13 protein-coding genes and 1 pseudogene are annotated in these 15,174 nt (G+C 45.1%); 6 read left to right on the top strand and 8 right to left on the bottom strand.

Annotated elements, in window-relative coordinates:
* The coding region (locus IM477_RS03840; protein ID WP_287730596.1) for a helix-turn-helix domain-containing protein at positions 1–256 on the bottom strand (256 nt) is incomplete at its 3' end.
* Between the two features lie 91 nt (positions 257–347).
* Here IM477_RS03840 and IM477_RS03835 point away from each other — a divergent pair.
* Positions 348–1,829, top strand: coding sequence for a hypothetical protein (locus IM477_RS03835; protein WP_287730595.1), 1,482 nt, complete (start codon positions 348–350; stop codon positions 1,827–1,829).
* Positions 1,830–1,875: 46 nt separating this feature from the next.
* On the opposite strand, the gene IM477_RS03830 is transcribed toward IM477_RS03835, so the two are convergent.
* Positions 1,876–2,622, bottom strand: coding sequence for a DUF4079 domain-containing protein (locus IM477_RS03830; RefSeq protein WP_287730594.1), 747 nt, complete (start codon positions 2,620–2,622; stop codon positions 1,876–1,878).
* Between the two features lie 254 nt (positions 2,623–2,876).
* On the opposite strand from IM477_RS03830, the gene IM477_RS03825 reads away from it, so the two are divergent.
* Positions 2,877–4,367, top strand: coding sequence for a UDP-N-acetylmuramoyl-L-alanyl-D-glutamate--2,6-diaminopimelate ligase (locus IM477_RS03825; RefSeq protein WP_287730593.1), 1,491 nt, complete (start codon positions 2,877–2,879; stop codon positions 4,365–4,367).
* A gap of 303 nt (positions 4,368–4,670) precedes the next feature.
* Entirely contained in the window at positions 4,671–6,257 is a 1,587-nt protein-coding gene (locus tag IM477_RS03820) for a serine/threonine-protein kinase (protein WP_287730592.1), read from the top strand.
* Between the two features lie 62 nt (positions 6,258–6,319).
* On the opposite strand, the pseudogene IM477_RS23280 reads toward IM477_RS03820, so the two are convergent.
* The 3 genes and pseudogenes from IM477_RS23280 to IM477_RS03810 all read right to left on the bottom strand — a co-directional run bounded on the left by IM477_RS23280 (position 6,320) and on the right by IM477_RS03810 (position 9,071).
* Positions 6,320–6,504, bottom strand: a pseudogene (locus tag IM477_RS23280) (hypothetical protein).
* Between the two features lie 95 nt (positions 6,505–6,599).
* Positions 6,600–7,640 carry a fatty acid desaturase gene (locus tag IM477_RS03815; RefSeq protein ID WP_287730591.1) on the bottom strand — a complete coding sequence of 347 codons (1,041 nt, stop codon included), beginning with the start codon at positions 7,638–7,640 and terminating at the stop codon, positions 6,600–6,602.
* Positions 7,641–8,156: 516 nt separating this feature from the next.
* Positions 8,157–9,071, bottom strand: coding sequence for a Sll0314/Alr1548 family TPR repeat-containing protein (locus IM477_RS03810; protein ID WP_287730590.1), 915 nt, complete (start codon positions 9,069–9,071; stop codon positions 8,157–8,159).
* A gap of 85 nt (positions 9,072–9,156) precedes the next feature.
* Between IM477_RS03810 and IM477_RS03805 the strand changes: the two genes are divergently transcribed.
* A complete protein-coding gene (locus IM477_RS03805) occupies positions 9,157–9,804 on the top strand; it encodes an ABC transporter ATP-binding protein (protein ID WP_002780686.1) in 648 nt (215 codons plus the stop codon).
* Between the two features lie 100 nt (positions 9,805–9,904).
* Entirely contained in the window at positions 9,905–10,582 is a 678-nt protein-coding gene (gene rsmG, locus IM477_RS03800; RefSeq protein ID WP_287730589.1) for a 16S rRNA (guanine(527)-N(7))-methyltransferase RsmG, read from the top strand.
* Between the two features lie 2 nt (positions 10,583–10,584).
* Here rsmG and cax read toward each other — a convergent pair whose 3' ends face one another.
* The 3 genes from cax to IM477_RS03785 form a co-directional block, all read right to left on the bottom strand.
* Positions 10,585–11,673: a calcium/proton exchanger gene (cax, locus tag IM477_RS03795; RefSeq protein WP_287730588.1), complete on the bottom strand. Its 1,089-nt coding sequence runs from the start codon at positions 11,671–11,673 to the stop codon at positions 10,585–10,587.
* Positions 11,674–11,699: 26 nt separating this feature from the next.
* Positions 11,700–12,323, bottom strand: a complete 624-nt coding sequence (locus tag IM477_RS03790) for a YdcF family protein (RefSeq protein WP_287730587.1) — start codon at positions 12,321–12,323, stop codon at positions 11,700–11,702.
* 157 nt (positions 12,324–12,480) lie between these two features.
* Entirely contained in the window at positions 12,481–13,965 is a 1,485-nt protein-coding gene (locus IM477_RS03785) for a site-2 protease family protein (protein WP_287730586.1), read from the bottom strand.
* Between the two features lie 104 nt (positions 13,966–14,069).
* On the opposite strand from IM477_RS03785, the gene IM477_RS03780 reads away from it, so the two are divergent.
* On the top strand, positions 14,070–14,741 hold the full coding sequence (locus IM477_RS03780) for an MBL fold metallo-hydrolase (protein WP_287730585.1): 672 nt from the start codon (positions 14,070–14,072) through the stop codon (positions 14,739–14,741).
* Positions 14,742–15,174: the final 433 nt, after the last annotated feature.

The following is a 15,174-nucleotide window of genomic DNA, read 5'->3' as shown; positions in this document are numbered from 1 at the left end:
TTTGTAGGTGTCTTAACCCTTGTTGTAAAGGTACACAGCTTACCTCCTTGAGAAAGTCTAATTCTTCTTGTTTTTTCCAATCGGTCAACATTGAAGAAGTTTGAGCGTAGCCTACTCTTTCTTGCTTTTCGTACCAAGCTTGTGTTCTGAGATGGAGTGCCTTATTGTAAACCAATCTTACACAGCCCAATGTGCGCCGCAATAGCGACTCTTGTTCGGGTGTGGGGTAAAATCGGAACGAGTAGGCTTTTTCCATGTCTCACATTCTAGCATATATTTCGTAAATGTGCTAATATTTAACAGTAAAGCCGTCGTAGAACGACGGGGTTTCAGACCCAAAATTTTCGATGAACAATCGTTTATGTCTTCACCTGATGGCTAATAAGGAAAAAGGGTTTGCCTTGCCCCTTGCCGTGTTAATTGGACTTATCCTGATGGTGACAGGAATGACTATGATGATGCGCGCCCAAGGGGACCAATCGAAAGTAATTGCCCAAAAAGCCCGGGCTGATAGTTTAACAAGTTCCGAAGTGGGGCTGGCTCGCGTGCAGGATCTACTCAATAGCGTTCGAGTTATGGCGACGGTTGATAGGAATTGTACTTCCGGCGATTGTTGGCAGAACGCCGAAGTGGTTGCTAATCCCAGTACCAATTTACAAAAACATTTAAGAAAATTAGTCGACGCCGCCTCCTCCTGTAGTAATCCCAACGCTGCCGCTACCTTGACGGCAAAAATCGATGAATTAAGAGGTTTGAGCGCAGATGAATGGGTTGCTCTCGATAATAATCGTTATTATCGCGTGGTTGGATACAATTTCGATGATACCAATCCCCCCCCAGGGGGGGGATTGGGTTGGGGAGTTCTCACCCTGGAAGGACGTTCTCGCAAAAGTGCCGCAACAGACCTAACTAAGACTCTTCCCGATATAGATAGTGACGATAATGCCGCCTCCCGTAACCGTGTGGTGGTAACTATCCCTATTGGTGATGCCCCTCTCCCCGCATTTAACCGCGAAACGGTCCCAGCTTTATGGATAAGTGAGGGAACGGCGAACGATGGTGCTGCTATATTTGAGGGGGATGTGGTGGAGGAGTTGGTGAGTCCAGAATGTGAGAATAAACAAGATAAGATTAAAAACCCCACAGATGAACCCGATCCCCCCTACACAGCACAATTTGTCGATGTCCCTTTCCCCAATTTACCGCTGATTCCCACCGGCCTTCCCTCTGATCAGAACATTCCGCTACTTAATACTTCTCAAACTTTTCCCAGAAAAAATGCGGATGGCGCGATTATTGATACCCCTTCTACCCGCACGATTGACGGTAAAAGCGTACAGGTGTACGAGTATATCGTTAATAATATCAACTTGAGTGGTAGCGATAAGATTACCATTACTCCGGGGCAACGGGTAGCTTTCTATGTTAAAGGTAATATTAACGGTGCGATCGAACACGACTGCAGCAGTGTTAGCCCACCCACGGTTTGTGAACCGGGCAATCTACAAATTTATGCCTATAATGACCCTAGTTCCGCCAATCCGCAAATTTGTCTGAAAGGAACCCAAACACTACAAGCGTTTATCTTTGCTCCTGACTATTCCCTCGGTAAAACCGATAATGGTACTTTTATCGGTGCTGCCTGGGGTAAAAATTGGGGCGAAATTACAGACTGTCCCTCAAGTATCGGTGCTGTGGCTGTTACCCAAGGGGTAGAATGGGCTGAATTAAGCCCAAACCTGAAACCCGAATTTCCCCAACTTGATAAGATTGCCAATTGGTGTGAGGAACCCATCAATACCGATGCGGGTGCATCTGAGTGTGATTGATTTCCCGACTCCTTCACCCTCTCCCTCTCCCAGTCCCTAAAAAGGTTTAACTTATCGGGTTGATGAGGGGGGTTGAGGATTTCGGTTCAGGACAGGTTTTATTGGTGAAATCACAGCGATAAATTGCCGGTTTTTGCCAACTGAGGGGAATTTCCAGCAAATCCCTCGAACCGGTCATGGCTTGTCCCAGAAAGAGAGCCAGAGCGATACAATTGAGAATTGTATGGGCGATGCGCCAACGATGGGAACGGTCTTTATAGATATCTTCGACAATTGCCAGAGAGAAAATCATCAGTAATGATGCCGCCATGCCGATATAGTAGTGAGACCAGTACCATTGGGCCGAGAGTCGCCAGACCCCATCCTGAGAACCGATAATAATTAAACCCATGCCAGTCAAGGTGGCAAAAATTCCGCGCCAGAGAGCTTGTCTAGCGCGGTAGAGACAGACCAAAGAGGCAATGGTGACAAAAAACATCAAAATCACAAAAATGACCTGAAAGGAGTCTAATTTTCCCTCTTTTTGTTTATCGACAAAACCATTAAAACCGTAAACGACCGAGTAAGCTAGTGCTAACAGGTTAACCCCTACCACTGTACCCGTTAACCAGCGGCCTAAACGTAGATGTTCTGGCCCGACTACTGGGGGAATTTTACTTTTATTTCCCGCAGCCGTTTCTAAGCGACGTTGACGGGTTTGCCAAGCAAAGTTAACTACGAGGCCGATAATAGGGAAAACGACCACTATCCCTAGGACAGGATGAATGAGAGCCAGAAAATCGACGAATTGCATATAAATATCCCGAAAATAGTCAGCAGAAAATCGTCAATAGTTGACAAGCTATAGCCTTGTTTTTTTTAGCTTATCGCAGATATCAGGAGCCGGTCGGCAAAAGGCAAAAGGCAAAAGGCAAAGGGCAAAGGGCAAAGGGCAGCTTTATTCTCCCCACACCCCACACCCCACACCCCACACCCCCACTTCGGCCTAGGAACCTCTTGGATTATCGGCTAATCTAAAAGCAGCAATCCCTAGATTCAATCCTGACTATGAAACTGCAAGAACTTTTAACAACTATTCCTCTGGTTTCCCCGATTTCTTCTCCTATCGCTTTAGAAACCGAGATTACAGGAATTTCCACCAATTCCCATGCTTGTCAACCGGGAGATTTATTTATCGGTTTACCCGGTACTCGCGTCGATGGGGGCGAATTCTGGCGTTCCGCTTTGGAAACCGGGGCCGTAGCGGCGATTATCTCCCCAGCAGCCGCAGCTAAATTTCCCCCCCCGGAGGATGCTTGCGTAATCGTTGTGGCAGATTTAGTTACTGCTACTGCTGCGATCGCTGCTAAATTTTATCATTATCCTGCCCAAACCCTCAAATTAATCGGTGTGACGGGAACCAACGGCAAAACCACCACCACCCATTTAATTGAATATTTTCTCAGCCAAGCAAACATTCCCACCGCGTTATTCGGGACTCTTTACACCCGTTGGCAAGGATTCCAAGAAACCGCTAATCATACCACCCCTTTCGCTAACGAGTTACAAGCCAGTTTAGCCAAAGCGGTGAGCGCCGGCAATGAAATCGCCGTCATGGAAGTTAGTTCCCATGCACTGGCCCAGGGACGGGTACAGGGTTGTACTTTTCCCGTGACGGTGTTTACCAATCTCACCCGGGACCATCTCGATTATCACCTCGACATGGAGGATTATTTTGCCGCTAAAGCTAAATTATTTAGTCCCGATTATCTGCAAGGTAAGGCGATTATTAACCTTGATGATGAATATGGTCAACGTTTAGCGGCCTCCCTGTCTCCCCAACAGGTCTTAACCTATAGTGTGTCCGATGCTAATGCCGATTTTTATACTAAAGATTTACACTATCAACCCACGGGAGTGGAAGGGGTGATGGTGACTCCCCAAGGAGAAATAGCCTTTGCTTCTCCTCTGGTGGGTCAATATAATCTGGCTAATCTCTTAGCGGCGGTGGCGACAGTGTTAGAATGTGGTGTAGATTTAGAGACAGTAATCGCCCAAATTCCCCAGTTTTCAGGAGTACCGGGGCGGATGGAACGGGTTAGCATCGCTCCTGACCAAGATATCAGCGTCATTGTCGATTATGCCCATACTCCCGACAGTTTAGAGAATGTTTTAAAAGCTTCCCGGCCTTTTATTTCTGGTCGGATGATTTGTGTTTTTGGTTGTGGCGGCGATCGAGATCGGACAAAACGGCCGTTAATGGGGAAAATAGCCGCAGAATTAGCAGATTTAGCCATAGTTACCTCCGATAATCCCCGCACAGAGTCTCCCGAACGAATCCTTCAGGATATCGTCGCTGGCATTCCCTCAGAAATTACTGTTCAGGTAATTAGCGATCGCGCTTTGGCCATTGACACGGCCATTCAAGCAGCGCAACCGGGAGACGGAGTAATTATTGCGGGTAAAGGTCACGAAGATTATCAAATTTTGGGGACGGAAAAAATCCCTTTCGATGACCGCGAACAGGCCCGGGCCGCTTTGATGAAAGTGAAAAAGTGATGAGGGAGGATTAATTGTCAAGAAAAGCTAACATTAGTTGACAATTGGCACAAGTAGCCAATGTTAATATCCGTGATAGACTGGAGGAGTTTAGGTAAAAATCCCCGTTAGGGAGCAACCCCTATCTTGATAAGTTGCCCCTGTCTTGACTAAGCAATGACACAGAAAAGGCGTTACAGGCGCTTTGATTGTCTGAGGCCTCTGGCTTTAGACTTTGGGAGATACCCCCTCTTGAGGAGAATCTCTTAAAGTGCATTGTTAAGGTGTGTTAGTAAAAAAGTATCGGTCAATTGGTGACTCTAGATGACCTACTGCCTTAATCCCAACTGTACTCAACCGAAAAACGCCCCGACAGCGTTAATCTGCGAGAGTTGCGGTTCAAAACTTCTTCTGCACGACCGCTATCAAACCCTACGCATTTTGGGGAAAGGAGGGTTTGGGGCAACTTTTGTTTCATCGGATCTGTCCCTACCAGATAAGCCCCTCTGTGTGGTCAAACAACTGCAACCTCCCCCTAAAGATGCTAGTGTTTTTCGCATGGCCAAGGAGCTTTTTGATCGAGAAGCGGAAACCTTGTCAAAACTGGGAGTTCATCCGCAGATTCCCCGATTATTGGACTATTTTGAAGATAATCAACAGTTTTATCTAGTTCAAGAATACGTTAAAGGTCATAACCTGCACCAAGAGGTCAAAAAACGCGGACCGTTTAGCGAAGCGGGAGTCAAACAGTTTTTAAGTGAACTCTTGCCGATTTTGAAATATGTCCACGAGCAAAAGGTAATTCATCGGGATATCAAACCCGCTAACCTAGTTCGTCGGCAAACAGACCGAAAATTGGTTCTGATTGACTTCGGGGCCGTCAAAAATCAAGTTAATACCGTCATGGCCAATGCCGATTCTCAAACCGCTTTCACTAATTTTGCCGTGGGTACCCAAGGTTTTGCCCCCCCCGAACAGATGGCCATGCGTCCGGTTTACGCTAGTGATATCTACGCGGTGGGAGCTACCTGTCTCTATCTACTCACGGGCAAATCTCCTAAAGCGATCGAAGTTGATATTAATACAGGTGAATTACTCTGGGAAAAATTAGTCAAGGTGAGTCCCCAGTTTGCTAAAGTCCTGAAAACAATGCTGGAAGTCTCTGTCCGTCATCGCTACAAATCCGCTCAAGAGGTAATGGATGCTTTAGACATGACGGCTTATGCCGACAGTCTAGCCCAAAGTTTAATCGCCGCTGCAATGGTTACTTCCCAGCCCCCCCGACAAGATTCAGGTTCGATAGCCACTTCCTCCGTTTCTGTCCCTCTCAAGTCTAAATTTCGTCCCAAAAATAAAAATCCAGAGGCCTCTCCAGATAATATGCTGGGGGGACAGATGGCTTTTTCACTTTCTAATACAAATGTATTGAATAAAAGTAAAGCCCGCAGCAGCACAGAGCTAACCTTACTGAAGAAAAAACCCCGCTTAGATGAAAAAGCGATTCTCGATGCTTACAATGACGGCCGGCGCAATTTCGCCCAAGAGGAATTACCCAATCTCAATCTGGCCAAAGCCAAACTTTTGGGCGTCAATTTCTGTCAATCCAAATTAACAGGAGCTAATTTACAAGGGGCAAATCTGTCCAATGCGGATCTGGGCCGGGCTAATCTCAGTCAAGCTATTCTCAAAAGTACCAATTTAAATAATGCCTATCTCGGTTATGCAGACCTAGAAAAGGCCGATTTACGCGGGGCTAATCTCACCGGAGCCCATCTTCGCTACGCTAATCTCAAAGATGCTAATCTTTGCGGGGCTAATCTCTCTGATGCCCAAGTAACTCAAGAACAAATCGCCCTGGCAAAAACCAATTGGTTAACAGTTATGCCCAATGGTAAACGCAGTTACTGGTAATCTTTTTTCAGTGATCAGTAAACAGTAATAGGAAACTTCTATTTAGGGTTTGCTGAAAATTACTAAAAACCTTGTTGGGTAAGACTTTTAGACTTTTTGTCAATCAAAAAGTCCCGGACTGGGAGTGATCAGGGGGAAAATTCAGGTACTTTTTCCCTGAAAATTAGGTAGTTGACCACCTGAAAATCGGTAAAACCCTACACCCCACACCCCACACCCTGCCCCTAGGAAAAACTTTTTGACGCAAACCCTATTTAATACTGTCACTTCAAACTCAAATCTGATAGCTGATAACTTACCCACTGATAACTGATAACTGATAACTGATAACTGATCACTGATTTAACCGCCGCTTTCCTTAAAGGTTTTGTAGGCGGTTTCGGAGTCGAAAATATGGCAATAATCAACGATTCGCTTCATTAATGCCCAAGAAAACTCGGTTTCTTTCAGGTGACTACCCCAATTTTCTTTGAGACTAGCGTGAACTTTGCGGAGGTTATAGGAAGGAATCGCCGTCGAGATATGATGGGGGATATGGACATTAATATCGTGACAGAGAATTTCTACCCAACGGGGATAGCTACAGTGAACTGTCCCTTCTAGTTGCGCTAAAGCTTGATTCCAGTCTTCGGGATGGAAAAATTGAATATCGGGGTCTGTGTGATGGACAAGGGTAAAGGTACTCATCCAAAAATGATAGACAAACCAAGGTACCACCCAAAATTTAACCAATCCCCAGACACCAGTGTAGAAAATGAGGGTTGGGAAAAAAATAGCGGCAAAAACTAGGACGACAATCATCGAAAAGCGGGCTTTTTCCCGTTCGTTCTCCTTGAATTGTTCGATGTTGAAGTGTAGAATAGCCCAGTGGGCGATCGAACCAAGCCACCAGAAACGTCCGCGAATGCCGCGATAAAAGAGACGCACTAAGGGATTGGCCGAGTTAAAAGCTTCTAATTCCCACGGATCCCAAGCATTATCTATAGTTACCATGTTAGTTTTAGTATGATGGCGATCGTGCAGGAAACGCCAGCAGTGGAAGGGATAGATAAGCGGTAAGAGGAAAATATGACCGACAAGATCATTAACCCAGGGTCGATTGGAAAAAGACCGATGACCGCAATCATGCGCGATCACAAAAAATCCCGTTAAAGCTGTACCAGTGAAAATCCAAGCTAAAGGCAGTAAATACCAGGGAGAATAAACTAGCATTGCATAACCCGCAATGACCGCCAAAATATTCGTAATCACTCCAAACCAAGCTTTAACTGGGTCTTTCTGGAAATATTCTTTGGGAATGGTTTTAATAATATCTTTCAGTTTAAAGTCTGGCTCGATCGAGGTGATCAACTCCCCATGCAATTTATCCGTCGTTGCCGTCATGAAATCTCCAATTACACTTAGGTGAACCCTTGACAAGAAATCAGCTAGGAGGTTTGGCTAAATTCTGCTCCTTACCACAAGCCAATTTTTTTGTCAATATATTTTTAACTTTAATTATTAAACTTCCGCGAAGCTTAATAATCCTTTACTTTATATACCATAAGAGGAGATTTTCTGTTTTGGCAAAATTTGACGGCGGGTGCATCTCATTTTTGTCAATCTACCAATTGGGATTTTTACGGGGAAACTCTCGGCTAAAATCGGGCATTACTTCCGATTTTATCACTCAATCCCAGCTTTTGGGGGGTTCTACCCCCCAAACCCCGGAGCGCATTAGCTTTTCGGTGAGATGCTTACACGCAGCTGCTGATACATTTGTCATCATCTAAGAGTCACTGACAATTCCTGATTGTCGGTATTCCTGCAAATGTGAGATGCACCCTTGACGGCTGCCTATTGCCTTCAAAAACTGATAACTGATAAAAAAACCAAATATTGACTATTTTTAGGCGTTTTTTAACGATTAGCCGTGTTTTCTAGGGATTTAATCTCCTCCTGTACCTTACGGTGTTCGCGATTTAACTGTTTTTTGACCGATTCGGGGAGTTGTTCCTGTTTTTTCAGGGCATTATTAAAGTAATCTAGTGCCAGTTTCAAAGAGCCGGTATTTTTATCCGTATTGCCTTGACTTCTCAGGATTTGACCCTTCAGATACATTAATTCCGGATTATCGGGGGTCGCTTTCAGAGCGTTATCGATAAACTGCAAAGCCTGATCGTACTGCTTTAAATCCCGGTAAGCTAGAGCGATACCTCGATCAACCAAGTAATCAGGACTTCCGTAGGTTTCTAGCCGTTGAATTGCCTCTTGAGGACTAGAAAAGGGCAGATTAACCGCTAAAATCAAATCCATATAACCCTTTAACAGGTTCAATTCCGGATCCGTAGAATTAACCTTTTCTGCGGTTTCCAAATACTGAAACACCTGTTGTAATCTGGGGATAGCCGATACTGCTCCTTCGGTTTGAAAAACGTAGGTTCCCTCTAAAAAACTCCCCACCGCTAGATACAAATTTCCCCTTAAGGGGTCGCTGGCCTGCATTTGCTTGGCCGCTTCCTTAGTTTTCTCGGAGTAGGTTTTTAGGGTGTTCCAATCCTGGTCGGTAAAAGCAAGAGAGGCGCGCATAGCATGGGACAAAGGTTCTTGGGGTTCCTTTTCTGTGGCCTCAACAATTAATTTTTTTGCCTCTAGATAGTTACCTTGTTTAAAAATAGCGTTAAAAGCGGCCTCGGTCTTATCGCCAATCGGTCGGGGATTGTTTTTGCGGAAAGGATCTCCGGCTAACCCAGGACCAATCCAGTTAACCATTACCATAACAGCCAGCGAAGCACCGATCGCCATTTTTTTCGTTAAACCTAACCTCAGCACCATGGTCAAAAGTCTCCTTGAGCGAATGAAAAAATCTGTCACAATAGAAACGAGTTTCTAGACTTAATTTCCAGTTATTTTCCTGTCAATGCTTTATCTCAAAGATGTGGTTTATCATCCTCCCGCTGCTCTCAATCCCATTTTACAGGGGATTAATCTCGAATTAGCCCCCCAAGAATTAGGCCTGATTGTTGGCCCCAGTGGTTCTGGAAAAACGACTCTTTTGGAAATTCTAGCAGGCTTTGCCGATAAAACAGGAGGGACAATTCACTGGCGCGACCAAGAATTAACGGTGCTGCACCTGCAACAATTAGGAGGAATCGTTTTTCAGTTTCCTGAACGTCATTTTTGCGGTAAAACCATCCTTGAGGAGTTGCGTCTCGGTCATCCGGAGATTAAAAGCGATCGCCTAACGGCGGCCTTAAAGGAGGTAGGATTAGAAAATATTCCTCTGGATACTTCTCCCCACAATCTTAGTGGAGGTCAACAGCGTCGTTTATCCCTCGCTGTCCAGTTAATCCGGCAGCCTAATCTGTTACTTCTCGATGAACCTACGGCCGGTTTAGATTGGTCGATGCGTCGTCAATTGGCTAAACTTCTCGCTAGTCTCAAACAACACTGGACTTTATTGGTAGTTAGTCACGATGCCGGAGAATTACTCCCCATTGCTGACCGTCACTGGAAAATTGAACAAGGACATTTGAGGGAATTAAAAAGTGAAAAAACAGATAGTTGAGGTTTTCGGGTTTTGCGGTATTAGTTGAAATTTCCCCACTCTCCTCATACCTGATAACTGATAACTGATAACTGATAACTGATAACTGATAACTGAATTAATGATCCTTCCTGAATTATTTGACCTTTGGCAAGAAACCCTAGAATGGCAACCCGATGGGGCCATACAAGCGCGATTTCAACAACTTTATGACTTGATTTTAGAGGGTAATCAACGTTTTAATCTCACTCGAATTACCCAACCGGAGGAGTTTTGGGAAAAACATCTTTGGGATTCTTTATCGGGTTTAGCTTGGTTACAAAAATCCCAGCCAGATTTATTGACAAAATCCCTATCAGTCATCGATTTGGGGACCGGGGCCGGATTTCCGGGGGTGCCAATTGCGATCGCATATACCCATTGGTCGGTGACTCTCTTGGATTCCACCCAAAAAAAGATTAATTTTCTTGAAGAAGTTATTGACAAATTAGAGTTAAATAACACGAAAACTCGTTTAGGTCGGGCGGAAATCGTCGGGAAAAACCCTAAACATAACTGTGCTTACGATATCGTCTGTTTGCGAGCGGTAGCTAATGTGGATATCTGTGTTAACTATGCTTTGCCTTTCCTGAAAAAGACCGGAATCGCTATCCTCTATCGTGGTCAGTGGTCGTCGGAGGATAGTTCGAGTTTAGAGAAGAATTTAGGGAAAGCTGGTGGTAAAATCCTCGAAATTGCCAGTTTTACCACTCCCTTAAGCGAAAGCGTCCGTCATTGTCTATATATCTCCAAGAAATAACTTTAAGCGGTGAGAGGATGGAAAAAGAAAGCCAAGGCCAGGATAGCATAGGTAGCTAAGAGTAACATTCCTTCTAACCAATTCGATCGCCCATCACTACTAATCGAATTAGCCAACCACACCGCTACAGCCACTGCCACCAACTCAAAGGGATTAAAATTTAGATCCATGGGCTGACCGATAATATAACCCATGATAACCAAAACCGGAGCCACAAACAGGGCGATCTGCATACTGGACCCGACGGCCACAGATACCGATAGATCCATTTTATTCTTAAGAGCGACGGTGACGGCCGTAGCGTGTTCGGCCGCATTACCGATAATAGGCAAAAGAATTACCCCAGTAAACAGTGCCGTTAAACCTAGCTGTTCCGTAGCCTCCTCTAGGGATGCCACCAATAACTCCGATTCTACGGCCACGGCGATAGTAACGATCAATAAAATCAAAGACCAAAACCAGACTTTCGGCTTTTCGGGGTTTTCTCCGGTGCTTTCCTCCTCGATACCGACAACCCCGACATCGTAGAGATAGGTGTGGGTTTTCATGGAAAATAAGAGACTTAAACCATAGACGAAAATCAACACCGCTGCCACGGCCACGGATAGACGCTGCAGGACTATTTCCCCGACTCCCGTGGAGGTAAATTCCACGGCAGTGGGTAAAAGGAGCGCCACCACCGCTAAATTCATGGCTGAAGCATTTAAACGAGCGGTTATCGGTTGAAATTCCTGTTCTTTGAAGCGTAAACCGCCTAAAAACATCGATAATCCCATAACTAAGAGTAAATTACCGATAATTGAGCCAGTAATCGTCGCTTTTACCACATCGATAAAACCTTCCCGCAAAGCGACATAGGCGAGAATTAATTCTGTGGCATTGCCAAAGGTGGCATTCATCAAACCGCCAATATTCGGCCCGACCACCACCGCAATCGCTTCGGTGGCTTCCCCCATGTAGGCCGCTAGGGGGATAATGGCTAGACAAGCAGTGATAAAAACAACTGTTCCGCCCCAGTGTAACAGCGAACCGGCGATCGATAGCGGCACAAAAATCAATAAGATGGCGAAAATGGTGTTTTTGCTTAACATAAAGTGAGTATTTTGTCAAGATAATTTTATTTTGATCGGAGATGGGAACTAGAAGCGGATTCTAGCCAAAATTCCCCAGTGGAACCGCTTATTACCCATAATATTGCCCTAAAACCGTCTCTGAGGGACTTTTCTAGGGGTTCGGGGGGTGATTGGGTGGGAACAGTCACCGGTTTAATCACAATTCCGCGACTACCAAAAACAATTTCTCCCACTAATCGCGCCCTTCTCATGTGATTATCGGAAGTGACTAGATAGACACTATCAATACCTTGGGCTTTCAGTTGATCGGCTAGGCTAGTAAAGTTAGTGACAGTATCTCGCGCATTGTAATCGAGATGGAGACGTTCTGGGGGAATTCCCGCTTTTTTAAAAATCTTTCTCACATATCGTCGCGGACTACCGGAAGACACCCAAATCGGTAGATCGGGATATTCCTTAGCCAATTTTGCCGCAAAACGTTCTCGATCGGCATGACCTCCCAAAACAAAAATCGCTTCCGGTTTTAGCCACTGCTGACGTAAATCGTGGTATAACCAGCCTAAACTCGCCAAAATTAGCGGAATAGCCAGCAATTTTAACCTAGATTTGCCTAACTTCGCTTTCAGAGAAACTCGCTTTTTTCTGCGAGAATTAGCCTTGAGAACCATATATCAGTGATCGGTGATCAGTTGTCAGCCTTCAGCTTTGTGGATTAAAGTGATCGAGGGTGAGGGTCATCGAACTCACATTGACGTAGGAGATAGGGATTTTATCCCCTAACTGACCGATAATTTTCCCGGAACTCAGGTTGATTGATGCGGTCGCTTACATCCCCCACCAACGGGCCACCGCTTCGGGAAGGGGCAGCAAAATACTTAATAACAAAGCCAGGGAAAATAAACCTAATAAATCTCGTTTATTATCCAATTCAGTCACATCATTTAAAGCAGGTTGATCGCTGACTGGCATTAATAAGAGGATAATCGCCCAGAGTAAAAAATCTGGTTTCACTAGGGCTAAAATAAACATGAATAATCGAGTTAATTGACCGATAATTATGGCGGTTTTCTGCCCATACATGGCGTGAACAATATGACCACCATCCAATTGACCCACGGGCATTAAATTTAGGGCTGTAACGATAATTCCCACATAACCAGCTACCGCTAAAGGATGTAAATGGATGGCTTTTCCGGCGATTAAATTACTGCCGAGGGCTAGTTTAGCTAGGATAGACAAGAGCAAAGAAAACTGCGGATTTAAGGCCTGAAAATTTAATAAACTGCTTTGATTAGTTAGGGGAACTATTTCCGAGAGGGACAACCCCCAAAACAGTAGAGGAATAGCGATAATTATACCCCCCAAAGGACCGGCCACCGCCACATCAAATAAAGCTTTGCGGGTGGGTACAGGCGATCGCATTTGAATAAAAGCCCCGAAGGTGCCTAGGAAGAAAGGAATGGGGATAAAATAGGGCAAGGTAGTTTTAATTTTATATTTAACTGCTGTCAAATAATGGCTGAATTCGTGCAGTCCTAAAATAGCAATTAAGCCTAAACTGTAGGGTAAACCTTGCAATAATAAACTAGAATTATTTTCTAATTGTTGGGCGGTAATGCCACTTAATCCCGCACCGATAACCGTGGTAGTTAAGAGAGTTAATAACAATAAACCCAGGGCAAGAACGGGGCGAGTAATTTTTTCAGTTTCTATAGTTTCTGTTTTTTGCTGCCAGGGATTAGCCACAAGAGCGAAAAAAGGTTGTCCCTGAAAACTTTCTTGGAAAAGCAATAAAAAGCGATCACCAAAAACCTTCTCCACATTGTTTTTAATCACTTGATAAGCTTCTTCGGGAACCGCTCGCAATTTCCCCCGACAGAGAATTGCCTGGGGACGATAATCGATATTTTGCAGATAATAAATACCCCAAGGAAAACAATCTCGTAGGGATTTTTCCTCTTCGGCAGTGATCGGTTTTAAATTATTTTTAGGTGCAGGATTATCAATATTTTCTAGGACTAAATTCGCTGTTTCCGGTGGTGATGGGGGGCTTTCTTGGGGAATAACCCGACCCTTGTGTACTAGCCACCAGTACAAAAAAGGGCAGATCACAAAAGGGCCGATCAGCAAAAATGCCGGCATGGGGGTATCCTCTCCATAGATTAACGTCCAGCCGGTCCAAATAAGAGCCGGAGTCATCAGGACTAACCAAATTAACCAAATTGGTGTTGTCGTGATTTTGGCCACGCTACGCTTGACGATAAAATAAGTGAAACCGCCCAGAATCCCTAATAACAACCACATTTCCATATCGGCTCTTTTCTCTTTAGTAAAAGGTGGCCAATTTCAGCCAGCCCGGTCATCGATCGTGCTAAATTGTAAACCGCATTGATTGTGATTTGGATAGGCAAACCATGCGATCGGAAACCGAATCGTCTCCTTTAGAGGTTAGCAAAACCACAAAACCCCCTCGATTAATTCTAGAAGGTTTATACGCTTTCTCGCCTAATCGGGAAACCCTAGGGGGAACCTCTTATCTTATTGTAGAAAATACCGGCAATATTCTGGTGGATTGTCCTAGCTGTGAGGAGAGCGAGCGGGATTTTCTCCTAGAAAAAGGGGTCCGTTACCTATTTTTTACCCATCGCGGGGGTCAGGGGAAACAGAGCGATCTTCTGCAAAGTTGGCTTAATTGTGAGATTATTCTACAGGAACAGGAAGCTTATCTGCTTCCTCACCGTCAAATTACGGTTTTTCAGCAGCAAATCCAGTTATCTCCCACTTGTAGCGGTTTTTGGACTCCCGGCCATTCTCCCGGCTCCTCCTGTCTCTACTGGCACCATCACGGGGGGGTTTTATTTACCGGTCGTCATCTTCTCCCCGACACCAAGGGTCAACCGCGACCCCTACAGACCGCGAAAACTTTCCACTGGCTGCGGCAATTGCGATCGCAAGAGGCCATTTTAGACCGTTTTAGCCCAGAAACCCTCTCCTATCTTTGTCCGGGAGCTAATACCGGCTTTTTGCGCGGTCGGGGAATTATCGATCGCGCCTACGAAAAAATCAGCGCCAATCCTCTTAAGTAGGGTTTGCGGCAAAAAGTTTGTTGGTGGGGTTAGGAGTCAGGAGACAGGAGACTCCGAGACAGGAGAGGAAGTCAGAATAACACAATGACCTGACGTGCCTGGAAGCGGAACCCTTTGCGTTCGTCTCCGGAAAGTGCAAGGGTTTTGAGTCCCTCGGAGCGATTTCTCAACGTTTGTTTCTGGCACTTTTTTGGCTAAAAAAGTCTCAAAACCGTTTTCTAGTAAGGCTTCCAGTAATTTTCAGCCAACCCTAAGTAGTAGAACAAAATTAATTTCCTGGTTAGGATAGGCACTCATGCAAGAGGCACTCATGCAAGAGGTGGTGAGATATGTCTAGTTAGGGTTTGCGGCAAAAAGTACGGGCGAAGCATTCGGATAGAAAATCTACGGTTTCATCGATAGGTTATTGCCCGAATGCTTCGCCCCTACAGGA

It is taken from the genome of Microcystis sp. M090S1 (genome assembly GCF_020246295.1).
Lineage (GTDB): Bacteria > Cyanobacteriota > Cyanobacteriia > Cyanobacteriales > Microcystaceae > Microcystis > Microcystis aeruginosa.
The sequence above is the reverse complement of the archived record's forward strand: the minus strand, read 5'-3'. Positions and strand labels throughout refer to the sequence as shown.

What these genes read in the sequence shown, in the direction of transcription:
- cax (WP_287730588.1), bottom strand. Translation starts at nt 11,673, where the DNA reads ATGTTAAGCAAAAACACCATTTTCGCCATCTTATTGATTTTTGTGCCG.
- IM477_RS03830 (WP_287730594.1), bottom strand. Translation starts at nt 2,622, where the DNA reads ATGCAATTCGTCGATTTTCTGGCTCTCATTCATCCTGTCCTAGGGATA.
- IM477_RS03815 (WP_287730591.1), bottom strand. Translation starts at nt 7,640, where the DNA reads ATGACGGCAACGACGGATAAATTGCATGGGGAGTTGATCACCTCGATC.
- IM477_RS03835 (WP_287730595.1), top strand. Translation starts at nt 348, where the DNA reads ATGAACAATCGTTTATGTCTTCACCTGATGGCTAATAAGGAAAAAGGG.
- IM477_RS03805 (WP_002780686.1), top strand. Translation starts at nt 9,157, where the DNA reads ATGCTTTATCTCAAAGATGTGGTTTATCATCCTCCCGCTGCTCTCAAT.
- rsmG (WP_287730589.1), top strand. Translation starts at nt 9,905, where the DNA reads ATGATCCTTCCTGAATTATTTGACCTTTGGCAAGAAACCCTAGAATGG.
- IM477_RS03785 (WP_287730586.1), bottom strand. Translation starts at nt 13,965, where the DNA reads ATGGAAATGTGGTTGTTATTAGGGATTCTGGGCGGTTTCACTTATTTT.
- IM477_RS03790 (WP_287730587.1), bottom strand. Translation starts at nt 12,323, where the DNA reads ATGGTTCTCAAGGCTAATTCTCGCAGAAAAAAGCGAGTTTCTCTGAAA.
- IM477_RS03780 (WP_287730585.1), top strand. Translation starts at nt 14,070, where the DNA reads ATGCGATCGGAAACCGAATCGTCTCCTTTAGAGGTTAGCAAAACCACA.
- IM477_RS03810 (WP_287730590.1), bottom strand. Translation starts at nt 9,071, where the DNA reads ATGGTGCTGAGGTTAGGTTTAACGAAAAAAATGGCGATCGGTGCTTCG.
- IM477_RS03825 (WP_287730593.1), top strand. Translation starts at nt 2,877, where the DNA reads ATGAAACTGCAAGAACTTTTAACAACTATTCCTCTGGTTTCCCCGATT.
- IM477_RS03820 (WP_287730592.1), top strand. Translation starts at nt 4,671, where the DNA reads ATGACCTACTGCCTTAATCCCAACTGTACTCAACCGAAAAACGCCCCG.